Below are 13,297 nucleotides of genomic sequence, written 5' to 3' on the forward strand. Positions count from 1 at the left end.
TCATGTCAGCCCGGGCAGCAATCGCTTCACTCAGTATCGCAATTGCTGCCCCGGCACTTCCCGCTGCAGGTCAGGGCATTCCTGACGTTGAGGCAGGCGTATCCCTTTTCTGGGTCAGCCATTATGACAGCATGGACTCAAGCTATCGGGAACGCATTGTGGCAGCAGGAGAGGACTGGGCAATCTATCAGCTTCTGGAAGATGAGGGGCTCTATGAGGGCGATGAAGTCGGTCCAGACTTGTATGCGCTGTTTTCCGGCATCGACTATCGCAGTTGTCGCGAGGACCACATGCCAGACGAGGCAGAGCGCGGCCGGTTGGCTGCGCTTTTCCCGTTAACCGAAGGCAGTGTCATGGAAGAAACGACTTATACGGGTAGCCCCGTCATCAGGGTTGGTGCGCGCGAGGACTTCTTCCTGATGGGTGAGACCGTTAGCGCCAACAAGGTCGTATTCGACTTTCCGGAAGACGATGAGGAGCACGAAGACGAAATCGTATTCGTGCTTTCCGACAAGCCATATACAGTTGCGCTGGACTGGGGTGAGACGGGCAAGGACCGCGTCACGCTGATTGCGCAATCTGACGAAACACTAGAGGCGCCGTCGCCCGACACGCTCGGGAATTGCGCGGCACTTCTGAACTAGACAAAACCTAAGAAATTCCCGGAGGAGACCGTAATGGATTTCAATTTCTCAGACGAACAGACAATGATCCGCGACAGCCTGGCTCGGCTGCTGCGCGATCAGTATGATTTCGATACGCGCCGCAAGGTTGTGAGCAGCGAAAGCGGCTGGCGCCCGGAAATGTGGCAGCAGTTCGCAGAGCTCGGCCTGCTCGCGGCGCCATTCTCTGAGGAAGATGGCGGTCTTGGCGGTGGCTCGATCGACTCCATGGTCATCATGGAAGAGTTCGGCAAGGCGCTCGTCGTCGAGCCATATGTGCCGACCATCGTCTGCGCAGGCGGCTTCCTGAAGCATGCCGGTACGCCAGAGCAGAAGTCCGAGCACCTCGAAGCCATCATTGGCGGCGAGCGCGTGTTTGCCTTCGCCTATGCAGAGCCGCGCGGGCGCTATGACCTCAACGATCTTGAGACCACCGCCAAGAAAGACGGCGATGCCTATACGCTGAACGGCCACAAGGCTGTCGTCGTTGGCGCGCCATGGGCAAGCCACCTCATCGTGACGGCACGCACCTCCGGCGACCGCCGCGACAAGGATGGTATCTCAGTCTTTATCGTGGAGAAGGATGCCAAGGGGGTCACCACCCGCGATTATCCGACGGTCGATGGTCGCCGCGCTTCGGAAGTCTATTTCGAGAACGTGTCTGTCCCAGCCGGCAATCTGATCGGCGAAGAAGGCAAGGCCCTGCCACTGATCGAGCGTATCGTGGACGAGGCAACGGTTGCGATCTGCGCTGAAGCCATGGGCGCCATGGGCGTCGCGCACAAGCAGACGGTCGAATACTCCAAGCAACGCAAGCAGTTCGGCATCGCAATCGGCAAGTTCCAGGTGCTCCAGCACCGCATGGTCGACATGTTCATGGAACACGAGCAGTCGATTTCCATGACGTATATGGCGACGCTGAAACTCGACGAAGACGAAGTGACCCGCAAGAAAGCCGTCTCTGCGGCCAAGGTCCGCATCGGCCAGGGCGGCCGTTTCGTTGGCCAGGAAGCCATCCAGATCCATGGGGGCATGGGCATGACGGATGAACTGGCTGTCGGCCACTATTTCAAGCGCCTTACCATGATCGACAGCGAGTATGGCAATGTGGACTACCACATGCGCCGCTACTCCCGCCTCAGCGGTGATGACCAGGCGATGGCCGCCGAATAGGCGCCTTCGACAAACTTGACGAAAAGACCCGGCCTGCAACACTGCAGGCCGGGTTTTCTATTGGGGCGTGAAGATGAAACAGGTTTCTATTGCCTTGGCCGCTCTGGTCGCGGGCTTGGGTTTCCAGCCGGTGGCAGGCGCGCAAGACGCCGGCGAGGCCGCGCCTCAGCCTGCACCGCCTTCCTGTAAAGGTGAGGTCTATGACGATTTTGATTTCTGGCTGGGCGAGTGGGATGTCACCACACCGGACGGACAGGTTGCGGGCACCAATTCGATCACGAAAGCCGAAGATGGGTGCCTTCTGATTGAGCGGTGGACAGGCGCGCGAGGCACCACGGGTCAGAGCTATAATTTCTACGACACCGGCCTCGATAAATGGCGCCAGGTCTGGGTCGCCCGCGGGGCGACGATCGACTATGCGGGAAAGCTGACCGATGACGGCGAGATGCGCCTCGAAGGCAAGATCGCCTACCGCAATGGCAACACCGCGCCTTTCCGGGGAAGCTGGACACCAGAGGCCGATGGCAGCGTCACCCAGCACTTCCAGCAGTATAATTCAGAGACGGAAAGCTGGGACGACTGGTTCACGGGCATCTATCACCGCACCCCTGCCAGCGAATAAGAGCCGCGTGACCACTCGACATGGTCCCAAGGCTGCCATAGTCCGATCAGGAAAATCAGACACTGCACCAACTATTGAGGGAGACACCATGTCCGTCATCAAGCTCGAAAAATCCGGATCCATCGCTACGCTGACGCTGACGCGTCCGGACATGATGAACGCCCTCGGCCAGGAAGGGGACGGCCCGGCCGTCGCAGCCGCCTGCGCAGAGATTGAGGCCGATCCGGATATCCGTGTCGCGATCCTGACGGGCGAAGGCCGCGCTTTCTCGGCTGGCGGCGACGTGAAAGCCATGCGCGACAAGACTGGCGCCTTCGGCGGCAGCCCGAACCAGATCCGCAATGGCTATCGCCGTAATATCCATATGGTCGTGAAGTCGCTCTACAATCTCGAAGTCCCGCTGATCTCTGCCGTGAATGGCGCGGCGATCGGCCTTGGCTGTGACGTCGCCTGTATGGCGGATGTGCGCATCGCGTCGGACAAGGCGAAGTTCGGTGTTACTTTCCTGAAGCTTGGTCTTATCCCGGGTGATGGCGGCGCATGGCTGTTGCCGCGGATCGTCGGCAATGCGCGTGCCGCACAGCTTCTCTTCACCGGTGATGTGATCGATGCACAGACCGCGCTCGACTGGGGGCTGATCTCTGAAGTCCACACGCCAGAAGCGCTGATGGACGCGGCGATGTCACTGGCAGAGCGTATGGCTGTCCAGCCGCCGCAGGCGCTACGCCTCGCAAAGACCCTCCTGCGCCACGGCCAGTCTGCCTCCTACGATACGATCATGGAGCTTTCGGCCGCGTCGCAAGCCCTGATGCACGAGACCGAGGACCACATGGAAGGCGTTCACGCCATCCTCGAAAAGCGTGCGCCAAAGTTTGAAGGTAAGTAGGTCTTCAATGCCCAACGGGCGTCGCCTGATCTCCACCGGTTCGCCTTTCGAGAAGGCATTTGGCTATTCGCGTGCGGTCGTGCAGGGAGACTGGTGCTTTGTCGCCGGGGTCACGGGGTATGATTACGCGACGATGACCATGCCGGTGGAGGCTGCCGCGCAGGCAGAGGCCTGCTTTGCCACGATTGCCGGTGTGCTTGAGGAGGCAGGCTTTGCCATGTCGGACATTGTACGCGTCCAGTACACGCTGACCGACCGCGCGCTGGTCGATGAGGTTGCGCCTGTTCTCGGCAGGCATATGGGCGACATTCGGCCCGCAGCGACCATGGTGATCGCGGGATTGATTTCGCCTGAAATGAAGATCGAAATCGAAGTGACGGCGTTCCGCGCGGGGGCTTAGCCCTCCGCCACGTCATGCCTTGCCTGCTTTCCGCTAGTCGATAAGCTCTCCTTCGATAAAGGCGAAAAACGCCTCAAGGGAGGACTACATGATTGGTATCGTCGCGAAGCTGCAAATTGCTGAAGGCAAGAATGATGAGTTCGAGCAGGTCGGCAAGGACCTGATGGCCAAGGTCAAAGCGAATGAGCCTGGCTGTCTCACCTATCAGCTCTATCGCTCGCAGTCCGATCCGCAGACCTATATCTTCATGGAACAGTATTCGGACGATGAGGCGCTGAAGGCGCACGGTCAGACCGAATACTTCAAAGCGGCTGGTCCAAAAATGGCAGGCTGTCTCGGCGGAAAACCGGAAATCGAGCGCTACGATATCGTTGAATAAAACCCTCTGACGCGTCGTCCCCGAGGAGGGCCCGATATGGTTGAGACCGGTAAGCCGAGCCTCGCGACCCGCCTCGCCTATGGCATTGGTGGCGCGGCGGGCGGCATCAAAAACAATGGCTTCGAGTACGTCCTCTTGCTGTTCTACAGCCAGATCATGGGACTATCGGCCGTCCTCGTCGCCGCGGCACTCTGGATTGCCCTGCTGATCGACGCGTTTTCCGACCCGGTTGTCGGCTATTGGTCCGACAATATGCGGACGAAATGGGGCCGGCGGCATCCACTCATGTATATCGCGATGCTGCCGGTTGCGATTGCCTATTTCTTTGTGTGGAACCCACCAACAGAGCTTTCAGGCCTCAACCTTTTCGCCTGGTTGCTCGGCTTCACGGTCATCGTGCGGCTGATGTACACCTTCTTCGAGGTGCCAAGTACAGCGCTGGCTGCAGAGCTGACGCAGGATTATGATGAGCGCACGTCGCTCATGTCCTTCCGCTACTTCTTTGCATGGGTTGGCGGTCTCACCGTACAGATCATCCTGTTCTTCTTCTTGCTGAAATCGAGTGAAGGCGACCCGTCCGGCTTCTTCCACATCCCTGGCTGGAACACTTACGGCCTGATTGGCGCGAGCTGTATCTTTGCCTCCATCGCCATTACATCGCTTGGTACGCACCGGCATATTCCGCACCTCAAGGCTCCGCCTGCCGCGCGCAAGCTGACCCCCGTAAAGATCCTCGGGGAGATATGGGAAACTGTGTCGAACCCGTCCTTCCGGGCGCTTTTCATCGCGACGCTGTTCGGCCTTCTGGCGAGCGGCATCTCTGCGACCCTGAACCAGTACATCAACGGCTTCTTCTGGGAATTCACAAATGACCAGATCGGCGGGCTGACCGTCGCAGTTTATGTCTCTGCCATTCTTGCGCTTGTCATCGCGCCGCCGGTTGGCAAGGCGTTTGGCAAGAAGAAGGCCGCCATCATCATCGGCTTCCTCGCCTTCACGATCGCACCCATGCCAGTGATCCTGCGCCAGTTCGGCCTCCTGCCGCCAAACGGCAGCGATGCGCTCTACTACATCGTGATCACCGTCACAATTTTCGATTTAGCGCTCATCATCGCCTATCAGATGCTGGCAGCCTCCATGGTCGCCGACATTGTCGAGCAGAATGAGCTCGCCACCGGCAGGCGGTCAGAGGGCATCTATTTCGCTGGCATCAGCTTCATGCGCAAACTGGCCCAGGGCATGGGCGTTCTGACGGCGTCGGGTGTCCTCGCGGTCGCGTCCATCACCCCTGGTATGCGGGCTGCGCAGGCAAGCGAGGAATCCATCCGCATCCTTGGTTGGGGCTATGCGCTCAGCCTGCTCACGCTGTGGACGATCATGATGGTCTGCATCAGCTTCTACCGGATCAGCCGCGAAGATCATGAAGCCAATCTCGAAGCCCTCCGATCAGGGGCAACGACGCAGCCGCGTTTCGAGAAAAGCTAGGCCCACCAACTGGCACCAGCTGACAAAAATGTCATGCGGTGCCAGATTGCGCCCTCGCCAAGGCCGCAATAGAGCCATTTTCATGATGCATAACACCGCCATGACACGGCACGTTTCGAAACTGCTCTTCATCTCGGCCATCGCGGTCCTTGCGCTGCTGGCCGTTGTATTCAGTCCGCTTTTCTCCTTCGGCCAGCAGGCCGGCGCCCAATCGCAGCCATCTCCGTCTGAGACTGAACTGGCGGGTGAGACTGAGGCTGGAGAGGACAGCAACTTCTTTATGCCCGGCCGCCGCGTCCCGCAGAGCCAGGCCGAAGTCCAGCTTTCCTACGCGCCGCTGGTCAAACAGGTCTCCCCGGCGGTCGTGAACGTCTATACCAGCCGCGTCGTGCGGCAGAGCAATTCGCCTTTCGCCAATGACCCCATCTTTCGACAATTCTTTGGTGCGACACCGCGTGCGCGAGAGCGCGTGCAGAACTCGCTCGGCTCTGGTGTGATCGTGTCGGATGACGGTGTCATCGTGACCAACAGCCATGTGGTGAAGGATGCCGACCAGTTCCTGGTCGTCCTCTCCGACCGCCGCGAATATGAGGCCGAGCTGGTCCTGTCTGATGAGCGCACAGACCTTGCCGTGCTGCGCATCGACAATGATGGCGACCCGCTCCCGACCGTCAAATACGCCGATACGCGCGACACGGAAGTCGGCGATATCGTGCTTGCCATCGGCAACCCGTTCGGCGTCGGCCAGACGGTGACGACCGGCATCATCTCGGCCACCGCGCGCACCGATGTTGGCGTGTCGGACTATTCCTTCTTCTTACAGACCGATGCAGCGGTTAACCCCGGCAATTCCGGCGGCGCGCTGATCAACACAAAGGCGGAGCTTGTCGGTGTAAACACCGCGATCTTCTCGCGCTCCGGCGGCTCGAACGGAATCGGCTTTGCCATCCCGGCTGAAATGGTACGCCGCGTCGTCGATGCGGCCGTGAATGAAGGCATGATCGTGCGGCCTTGGCTGGGCCTGAAGGCACAGTCTGTGAGTTATGACATCGCTCAGGCGCAAGGTCTCGACCGCCCACTTGGCGTGATGGTCACCGAAGTTTTCCAGAACGGCCCGGCCGATGAAGCCGGTATCGCCCGCGGCGACCTGATCACCGAGATTGATGGCCGCGAAGTGTTCGACGAGCGGGGGCTCAAATTCCTCGCGGCGACGCGTTCACCGGGTGAGTTCTCCGAACTGACCGTCCTGCGCGGCGGATCTTTCGAAACTATCAGCGTAGAGCTTGCCCCGCCGCCCGGCGCAACTGAAGCAGAGCTTGAGCTTCTCGAAGGGCGTCATCCTTTCTCTGGCGCCGAGGTGGCAGAGCTGTCGCCACGCCTTGCCGAAGAGCTTGGCCGTGACCCGTTCGAAACCGGTGTCCTTGTCACGCGCATCCTGCGCGGGGCCTATGCCTGGCGCGTCGTGCGCCCGGGGGACCTGATCGTGTCGGTGAATGACAAGCAGATCGAGGGCCTGAGCGATCTCGATGAGGCGCTCGGCGGCAAGACGTCCACCTGGGCGATTGAACTTGATCGCAATGGTCGCCGGATCAGCGGGACGCTGCGGCTCTAAGTGAATTCGAGAATCTGCCCGGTCTAGCCTCGCCACCCCTCGGCGGCGGTGATAGCGTCCGCATCATCATCAGATGTGGAGGGGCACACCCATGAAACTCAGAACTGCTTTGGCGCTTGGTGCGTCCATGCTCGTCTTTGGCTGCGCGCAGACTCAGGAAGTCGAAACGACGGCTCCAACGCCGCCGAGCGAAAGCGCCGATGCTGGCGACACGCCGCTTGTCGGCATGGAGGTGGAGACGTATCCAGCTGCCCTGTTCCACGAAACGATCAGCTATTCTCTCGTCTCGTCTAACGGCTATGGATTCTCGGCTGAGGGCGGCGAAATCCTTGCGTCCACCGATGTCACCGGCATCTACAATGCCGTCACGATGGACGAGACCGGCGCGGTTACGGCGCTGACCAACTCCAATAACGATGCCATCTATGCCCAATCCTTCTTTCCGGACGACGACCGGGCGCTGCTGACGTCTGATGGCGGCGGCAATGAGATCTTCCACGTCTATGTGCGCGAGGAAGACGGCACACTGCGCGACCTGACGCCAGGCGAGGAAACGCGCGCAAGCTTTGTCGGCTGGCGCGGCGACGGCGAGGTCTTCTACGTCCAGACCAATGAGCGCGACCCGCAGACCAATGACCTCTACGCCTATCGGGCCAGCGACTATGCGCGTGAGATGATCTTCGAGAATGACGGCAAGGACATTGCTGGTGTCTCGCCAGATGGCCGCTGGCTGGCACAGTCCAAGGAACGCACGAATGCGGATTCCAACATCTTCCTCGTTGACCTGTTGGCAGATGAAGCGACCCAGCAACTCATCACTGAGCACGAAGGCGACATCGCCTATGGCGTCTATGACTTCACTGCCGACAGCGAGACGCTGATCTACGCCACCAATGAGTACGGCGAGTTCAACCAGGCCTGGACCTACCATCTGAAAAGCGGAGAGCGTAGCCCGCTCATTCAGGCAGACTGGGATGTGTCCTACGTCTTCGACAGCCCGACAGGTCGCTATCTGGTGTCCGCGATCAACAACGACGCGCTGACGGAACTGACCATTCTCGACAACCAGACCGGAGAGGAAGTGGCCCTGAGCAACATCCCGGATGGCGAAGTCGGACAGGTCCGCTTCAGTCGGGATGAGAGCGAGATCGCTTTCGGCGTGAACACCGATACCTCGCCCTTCAACCTCTACATGGCCGATCTTGAGACCGGCGAAGCCAGCCGCCTCACGTCTGCGCTGCCAGAAGCGATCGATGAGGACGACCTCGTGACGGCAAGGATCGTGCGATACCAAAGCTTTGACGGGCTGGAAATTCCGGCGGTGTTCTACATGCCGAAACAGGCATCGGCAGATAACCCTGTGCCGGCGCTCGTCTGGGTGCATGGCGGGCCGGGCGGCCAGACAACGCGCGGCTATTCGGCGACGATCCAGCACCTCGTCAATCATGGTTACGCCGTGCTGGGCGCGAACAATCGCGGCTCATCGGGCTATGGGAAAACCTTCTTTCACCTCGATGACCAGAACCATGGCGAAAACGACCTTCAGGACATTGTTTATGGCCGTGAATATCTTGAAGGCGTCGAGGGGATCGACTCTGACAAGATCGGCATCATCGGCGGGTCCTATGGTGGCTTCATGGTGGCGGCCGCACTGGCCTTCGAGCCGGAAGTCTTCGATGTCGGCGTCAACATTTTCGGCGTGACCAACTGGCTGCGCACGCTTGAGAGCATCCCGCCATGGTGGGGCTCTTTCCGCGATGCCCTCTACGATGAGATGGGCGACCCTGCGGAGGATGAAGAGCGCCTGCGCCGCATCTCGCCGCTCTTCCATGCCGACCAGATCACCAAGCCGCTGCTGGTCATCCAGGGCGCAAACGACCCGCGCGTGCTGCAGGTTGAAAGCGATGAACTGGTCGAAGCTGCCCGCGCAAATGGCGCGACTGTGGAGTATGTGCTCTTCCCGGATGAAGGCCACGGCTTCCAGAAGCGCGAGAACCGCATCACCGCATCAGAAGCGTATGTCAGCTTCCTCAACACCTATCTGAAGGGCGAGCCAGCCCAGCAGGAAGCGGGCGCTGCAAGCGATACCGCGGCTGACTAGGCCAACCTCAAACGCGAATAAAAAAGGCCGGGCGATCTGCCCGGCCTTTTCTTTTTGCGATGCCTATAAGCAACGCCCTAGAGGCCGCTGACGATCAGCTGGAGCTCTGAATTGCCGGCCGCCATGACAGACTGGTCAGCGTCCAGCGTGTCCGGGCGGTCTGCCGTGGGGTAGGCCTCTGCCAGGATGGCGAGTACGGCGTCAGCCTGTTCAACGAACTCTGGCGCGTCGGCTTCAATGTCGGCGCGGTGGTCTTCCAGCAACGCGTTCGCCGTTTTGTAGAATCCATAGCCATCGAGGTAGGGCTCATAGGCGTCCGTGCGGCTCGCTGAATCATACTGCGCAGTGGCGCGGTCGATCTGGTCTGCGATCACTTTGCCTTCTACCACGGCTTCGCTGTCGCTTCCCTCGGGTGCCTTTTCGGCGGCTGCGCGCAGCGTGTCGATGATGTCTTCGGCGCGCGCGCGGAGGTCTTGTGCGGATTCTTCAGCGAACACTGCGGCCGACGCATCGCTCAGCTTCTGTGCGAAGGGTTCGACGCCCTGCTGGACGAGAACCGGTTCGAAGTCGAGCAGGATCTCGCTGACCGGGTGGGCGAACATCTCGCCGGCTGCGCGGCGTTCGCCCGCGTCCAGTGCGTCGATGCCGGCGCGGATATGCGCTTCGGTCATGGCGAGTGCGCTGCGATAGACGGCAGGGTCCTGCGCGGCGGCTGCAAGGTCTACACCGCCTTCGCCGCCTTCACCTTCACCACCTTCGCCCTCGCCGCCTTCGCCTTCACCTTCGCCGCCGGACATGGCGTATGTCGAGGTGTCGGTTTGTGCGTCGGGGGTCTGCGTCGCCGCGGTGTCAGTGTCTTCGGCTGCAGCAGTTTCGGCCGGGGCAGGGGTGGTCTCCACGTCATTGCCGCACGCTACAAGGCCGCCAAGAAGCGTGGTCGACAGGCCGAGCGCAGCAAGAGATTTGTATTTGGATGCCATAGATGTGCACTTTCATTGTTGCGAGTGTTCCGGTAACGCCTAGCTATATCTGCAATTAATTCTCAAAAGCAAGATGCTGATCACGATTCCAAACATTCTCGACGCAGGTGCCCTGACTGAGGCGAAGGAGCTTCTGGCAAAGACCGGCTGGGCCGATGGGCGCAAGACGGCGGGGCCAGAAGCGGCGAAGGTGAAGCGCAACGAGCAGGCGGATCTGTCGTCCCGCTCGGGCAGCGCACTGCACACGCTGCTCAATGATGCCATTCGCAAGAACGCCGTCTTTCAGGCCGCCGCCCAGCCTGCGCGCCTGTCACGCCTCCTTGTTAGCCGCAGCGGCGAGGGGCAGGGCTATGGCACCCATGTCGACAATGCGTTGATGGGCACAGGCGCAAACCGGCTCAGGACGGACCTGTCCTTCACGCTCTTCCTCAATGACCCGGCCGATTATGAAGGCGGTGAGCTGACGATCGACTGGGCGGGCATGATCCATTCGATGAAGCTCGAGGCTGGCTCGCTTCTCCTCTATCCATCGACCAGCCTGCACCGCGTAGAGACGATCACGTCTGGCCAGCGCACAGTCTGTGTCGGCTGGGTACAGAGCCAGGTGCGCACCAGCGAGCAGCGCGACATCCTGTTCGATCTTGCCAACCTGAAAGTTTCGATGCGCGCCTCCCTGCCAGAAGGCGCGCCAGAGCATCTCGCGCTCTCAAAGGTGATCGCGAATCTGCGTCGCCTCTGGTCGGAGGTCTGACCGACAATCAGGCCGCCGCGCGGCTGCCAATGGTCGTTCGATGCAGCAGGCGGTCATGCCCCTGATAGCCGCCCGTCGCCATGTGCAGGCATGAGCGGTTGTCCCACATGAGCAGCGTGCCCGCCGACCATTTGTGGCGGTACTGAAACTCGGGCCGCGTCTGCCAGCGATAGAGCTCTGTCAGAAGGGCCCAGCTCTCTTCCTCGTCCATGCCCTCAAAGCCGATAATGTATCCGGCGCAGCCAAACAGGCCTTCCTCGCCGGTTTCTGGATGCTTGCGGATGATGGGGTGGGACTGCGTCGCGAGCGCTTCATCGGAAGAGCGGATGTCCATGCTCCGGCCCTCATCCTTCTCGCCATAAAGGCCTGCCTTGCCATAGCCATTGCGCGCCGAATGGACTGCTATCTTGCCGTCCAGCTTTTCACGCAGATCGTCAGGCATCTCTGCCAGCGCCTTGTGCTGATTGGTGAAAAGCGTGTCACCGCCAATGGGTGGAATAGTGATGCCATAGAGGCACGTGCCGACGGGCGGTGAGGCCTGAAAGCTCCAGTCAGTATGCCACGTCTCGGCAAAGACCGGGCCGGTCTCATCGGCGTTGCGTTTGACGGCGATGATATGCTTTCGGCCCGGTATCGGCGCGATGAACGGGTCGTCGCCAAAGGGCCCAAAGTATTGCGTGAACCGCTCCAGATCATCATCGCTGAGGTTCTGGCCCGGAAAGGCAAGGACGTGATGGGTGAGCCAGGCCGAGCGGATCTCCGCAACGGTTGCCTCACTGAGGGGCTGGCTCAGGTCTATGCCTGTTACGCGCGCCCCGCACGCCTCACCGCTTTGGGTGATGGTCAGTGTCATGGGTTCCTCCAGCTGCCACCTTATCACGGGCACTGACGCGGGCTAGGTGTGACGCATGAGTGATCTCTTTTCCGCTTCCGGTATGGCTGATGAAGCGCCGCGGCCGCTGGCTGACCGGCTGCGCCCGGCAAAGCTGTCCGAAGTCGTCGGGCAGAACCATCTGCTTGGCCCGGAAGGTGCGCTTGGCAGGATGCTGGCAACGAAGCGGCTTTCCTCGATCATCTTCTGGGGGCCGCCCGGTGTCGGCAAGACGACGATTGCGCGGCTGCTGGCCAAGGAAACCGATCTCGAATTCGAGGCGATCAGCGCGGTCTTTTCCGGCGTGAAGGATTTGCGCGCCGCCTTTGATCGGGCCGAGAACCGACGTTCAACGGGCAAGGGAACGCTGCTTTTCGTTGACGAGATCCACCGCTTCAACCGCGCGCAGCAGGATGGCTTCCTGCCTTTCGTCGAGGCGGGCGTCGTGACGCTAGTCGGCGCGACAACGGAGAATCCGAGTTTCGAGATCAACGGCGCGCTCTTGTCGCGCTGCGCCGTGCTGACGCTCAAGCGCCTGACGCCAGAGGCGCTGGAAGAACTGCTCGTCCGCGCCGAAGCGCTTGAAGGCCGGAAACTGCCGCTGGAGGCGCGCGCCCGCGAAGCGCTGATCGACATGGCCGACGGCGATGGTCGCTATATGCTGAACCTTGCCGAGCAGGCCTTCACCCTGGCTGATGAGGGCACTGAGCTGACGCCAGAAGCGCTCAGCCAGGCATTGCAGAAGCGCGCGCCCGCCTATGACAAGGACCGGGAAGAGCACTACAACCTGATCTCCGCCCTGCATAAATCGGTACGCGGGTCGGACCCGGATGCCGCGCTCTACTGGTTTGCCCGCATGGTCACAGGCGGCGAAGACCCGCTCTATCTCGCCCGCCGCATTGTCCGCATGGCGTCAGAGGATATCGGCCTTGCCGACCCGACGGCGCTGATGATCGCGAATGAAGCGGCCCGCACATATGAGCGCCTCGGCAGCCCGGAGGGCGAGCTTGCCCTCGCCCACGCGGTCGTCCACCTCGCCACAGCGCCGAAATCAAACGCGGTCTACACTGCCTGGAAGGCCGCGCAGCGCGCCGCGAAAGAGACCGGTTCGCTGATGCCGCCAAAGCATATCCTGAACGCGCCAACTGCCTTCATGAAGGGCGAGGGGTATGGGAAAGGCTATGCCTATGACCATGACGCCGAAGAGGGCTTTTCAGGTCAGAACTATTTCCCGGACGGGATGAAGCGCGAAAGCTTCTATCAGCCCAAGGGGCAGGGGCGCGAAGGCCCCATCGCCGAACGGCTGAAACGCTGGGCAGAACTGCGCAAGAGCCGGGGTGAATGACGCATCTGCGATTGCAGCGCGGCCCGGCTT

The 13,297-nt window shown here is 60.8% G+C and carries 13 protein-coding genes; 11 read left to right on the top strand and 2 right to left on the bottom strand.

Annotation, left to right across the window (positions count from 1 at the left end):
- The first annotated feature begins 2 nt into the window (after positions 1–2).
- The 9 genes from O4G74_RS15065 to O4G74_RS15105 all read left to right on the top strand — a co-directional run bounded on the left by O4G74_RS15065 (position 3) and on the right by O4G74_RS15105 (position 9,320).
- A complete protein-coding gene (locus tag O4G74_RS15065; protein ID WP_269403379.1) occupies positions 3–644 on the top strand; it encodes a hypothetical protein in 642 nt (213 codons plus the stop codon).
- Positions 645–677: 33 nt separating this feature from the next.
- Complete coding sequence (locus tag O4G74_RS15070; protein WP_269403380.1) at positions 678–1,835, top strand: acyl-CoA dehydrogenase family protein; 1,158 nt, start codon at positions 678–680, stop codon at positions 1,833–1,835.
- Between the two features lie 73 nt (positions 1,836–1,908).
- A complete protein-coding gene (locus tag O4G74_RS15075) occupies positions 1,909–2,457 on the top strand; it encodes a hypothetical protein (RefSeq protein ID WP_269403381.1) in 549 nt (182 codons plus the stop codon).
- A gap of 88 nt (positions 2,458–2,545) precedes the next feature.
- Positions 2,546–3,343 carry a crotonase/enoyl-CoA hydratase family protein gene (locus O4G74_RS15080; RefSeq protein ID WP_119455125.1) on the top strand — a complete coding sequence of 266 codons (798 nt, stop codon included), beginning with the start codon at positions 2,546–2,548 and terminating at the stop codon, positions 3,341–3,343.
- Positions 3,344–3,350: 7 nt separating this feature from the next.
- Complete coding sequence (locus O4G74_RS15085) at positions 3,351–3,743, top strand: RidA family protein (protein ID WP_269403382.1); 393 nt, start codon at positions 3,351–3,353, stop codon at positions 3,741–3,743.
- 88 nt (positions 3,744–3,831) lie between these two features.
- A complete protein-coding gene (locus O4G74_RS15090; RefSeq protein WP_119378483.1) occupies positions 3,832–4,122 on the top strand; it encodes a putative quinol monooxygenase in 291 nt (96 codons plus the stop codon).
- A gap of 36 nt (positions 4,123–4,158) precedes the next feature.
- Entirely contained in the window at positions 4,159–5,607 is a 1,449-nt protein-coding gene (locus tag O4G74_RS15095; RefSeq protein ID WP_269403383.1) for an MFS transporter, read from the top strand.
- A gap of 82 nt (positions 5,608–5,689) precedes the next feature.
- Positions 5,690–7,219: a Do family serine endopeptidase gene (locus O4G74_RS15100; protein ID WP_269403384.1), complete on the top strand. Its 1,530-nt coding sequence runs from the start codon at positions 5,690–5,692 to the stop codon at positions 7,217–7,219.
- A gap of 91 nt (positions 7,220–7,310) precedes the next feature.
- Positions 7,311–9,320, top strand: coding sequence for a S9 family peptidase (locus tag O4G74_RS15105; protein ID WP_269403385.1), 2,010 nt, complete (start codon positions 7,311–7,313; stop codon positions 9,318–9,320).
- A 77-nt stretch (positions 9,321–9,397) separates the two neighbouring features.
- Here O4G74_RS15105 and O4G74_RS15110 read toward each other — a convergent pair whose 3' ends face one another.
- A complete protein-coding gene (locus O4G74_RS15110; protein ID WP_269403386.1) occupies positions 9,398–10,300 on the bottom strand; it encodes a hypothetical protein in 903 nt (300 codons plus the stop codon).
- 73 nt (positions 10,301–10,373) lie between these two features.
- On the opposite strand from O4G74_RS15110, the gene O4G74_RS15115 reads away from it, so the two are divergent.
- Positions 10,374–11,051: a Fe2+-dependent dioxygenase gene (locus O4G74_RS15115; protein WP_269403387.1), complete on the top strand. Its 678-nt coding sequence runs from the start codon at positions 10,374–10,376 to the stop codon at positions 11,049–11,051.
- A gap of 7 nt (positions 11,052–11,058) precedes the next feature.
- Here O4G74_RS15115 and O4G74_RS15120 read toward each other — a convergent pair whose 3' ends face one another.
- Positions 11,059–11,904, bottom strand: coding sequence for a TauD/TfdA dioxygenase family protein (locus O4G74_RS15120; RefSeq protein WP_269403388.1), 846 nt, complete (start codon positions 11,902–11,904; stop codon positions 11,059–11,061).
- 55 nt (positions 11,905–11,959) lie between these two features.
- Here O4G74_RS15120 and O4G74_RS15125 point away from each other — a divergent pair, with 55 nt between their 5' ends.
- Complete coding sequence (locus tag O4G74_RS15125; RefSeq protein WP_269403389.1) at positions 11,960–13,267, top strand: replication-associated recombination protein A; 1,308 nt, start codon at positions 11,960–11,962, stop codon at positions 13,265–13,267.
- The last annotated feature ends 30 nt before the right edge of the window (positions 13,268–13,297 follow it).

Source organism: Henriciella marina (assembly GCF_027213945.1).
Taxonomy (GTDB): Bacteria; Pseudomonadota; Alphaproteobacteria; order Caulobacterales; family Hyphomonadaceae; genus Henriciella; species Henriciella marina_A.

What these genes read in the sequence shown, in the direction of transcription:
- O4G74_RS15075 (WP_269403381.1), top strand. Translation starts at nt 1,909, where the DNA reads ATGAAACAGGTTTCTATTGCCTTGGCCGCTCTGGTCGCGGGCTTGGGT.
- O4G74_RS15115 (WP_269403387.1), top strand. Translation starts at nt 10,374, where the DNA reads ATGCTGATCACGATTCCAAACATTCTCGACGCAGGTGCCCTGACTGAG.
- O4G74_RS15110 (WP_269403386.1), bottom strand. Translation starts at nt 10,300, where the DNA reads ATGGCATCCAAATACAAATCTCTTGCTGCGCTCGGCCTGTCGACCACG.
- O4G74_RS15090 (WP_119378483.1), top strand. Translation starts at nt 3,832, where the DNA reads ATGATTGGTATCGTCGCGAAGCTGCAAATTGCTGAAGGCAAGAATGAT.
- O4G74_RS15095 (WP_269403383.1), top strand. Translation starts at nt 4,159, where the DNA reads ATGGTTGAGACCGGTAAGCCGAGCCTCGCGACCCGCCTCGCCTATGGC.
- O4G74_RS15065 (WP_269403379.1), top strand. Translation starts at nt 3, where the DNA reads ATGTCAGCCCGGGCAGCAATCGCTTCACTCAGTATCGCAATTGCTGCC.
- O4G74_RS15085 (WP_269403382.1), top strand. Translation starts at nt 3,351, where the DNA reads ATGCCCAACGGGCGTCGCCTGATCTCCACCGGTTCGCCTTTCGAGAAG.
- O4G74_RS15100 (WP_269403384.1), top strand. Translation starts at nt 5,690, where the DNA reads ATGATGCATAACACCGCCATGACACGGCACGTTTCGAAACTGCTCTTC.
- O4G74_RS15125 (WP_269403389.1), top strand. Translation starts at nt 11,960, where the DNA reads ATGAGTGATCTCTTTTCCGCTTCCGGTATGGCTGATGAAGCGCCGCGG.
- O4G74_RS15070 (WP_269403380.1), top strand. Translation starts at nt 678, where the DNA reads ATGGATTTCAATTTCTCAGACGAACAGACAATGATCCGCGACAGCCTG.
- O4G74_RS15080 (WP_119455125.1), top strand. Translation starts at nt 2,546, where the DNA reads ATGTCCGTCATCAAGCTCGAAAAATCCGGATCCATCGCTACGCTGACG.
- O4G74_RS15105 (WP_269403385.1), top strand. Translation starts at nt 7,311, where the DNA reads ATGAAACTCAGAACTGCTTTGGCGCTTGGTGCGTCCATGCTCGTCTTT.
- O4G74_RS15120 (WP_269403388.1), bottom strand. Translation starts at nt 11,904, where the DNA reads ATGACACTGACCATCACCCAAAGCGGTGAGGCGTGCGGGGCGCGCGTA.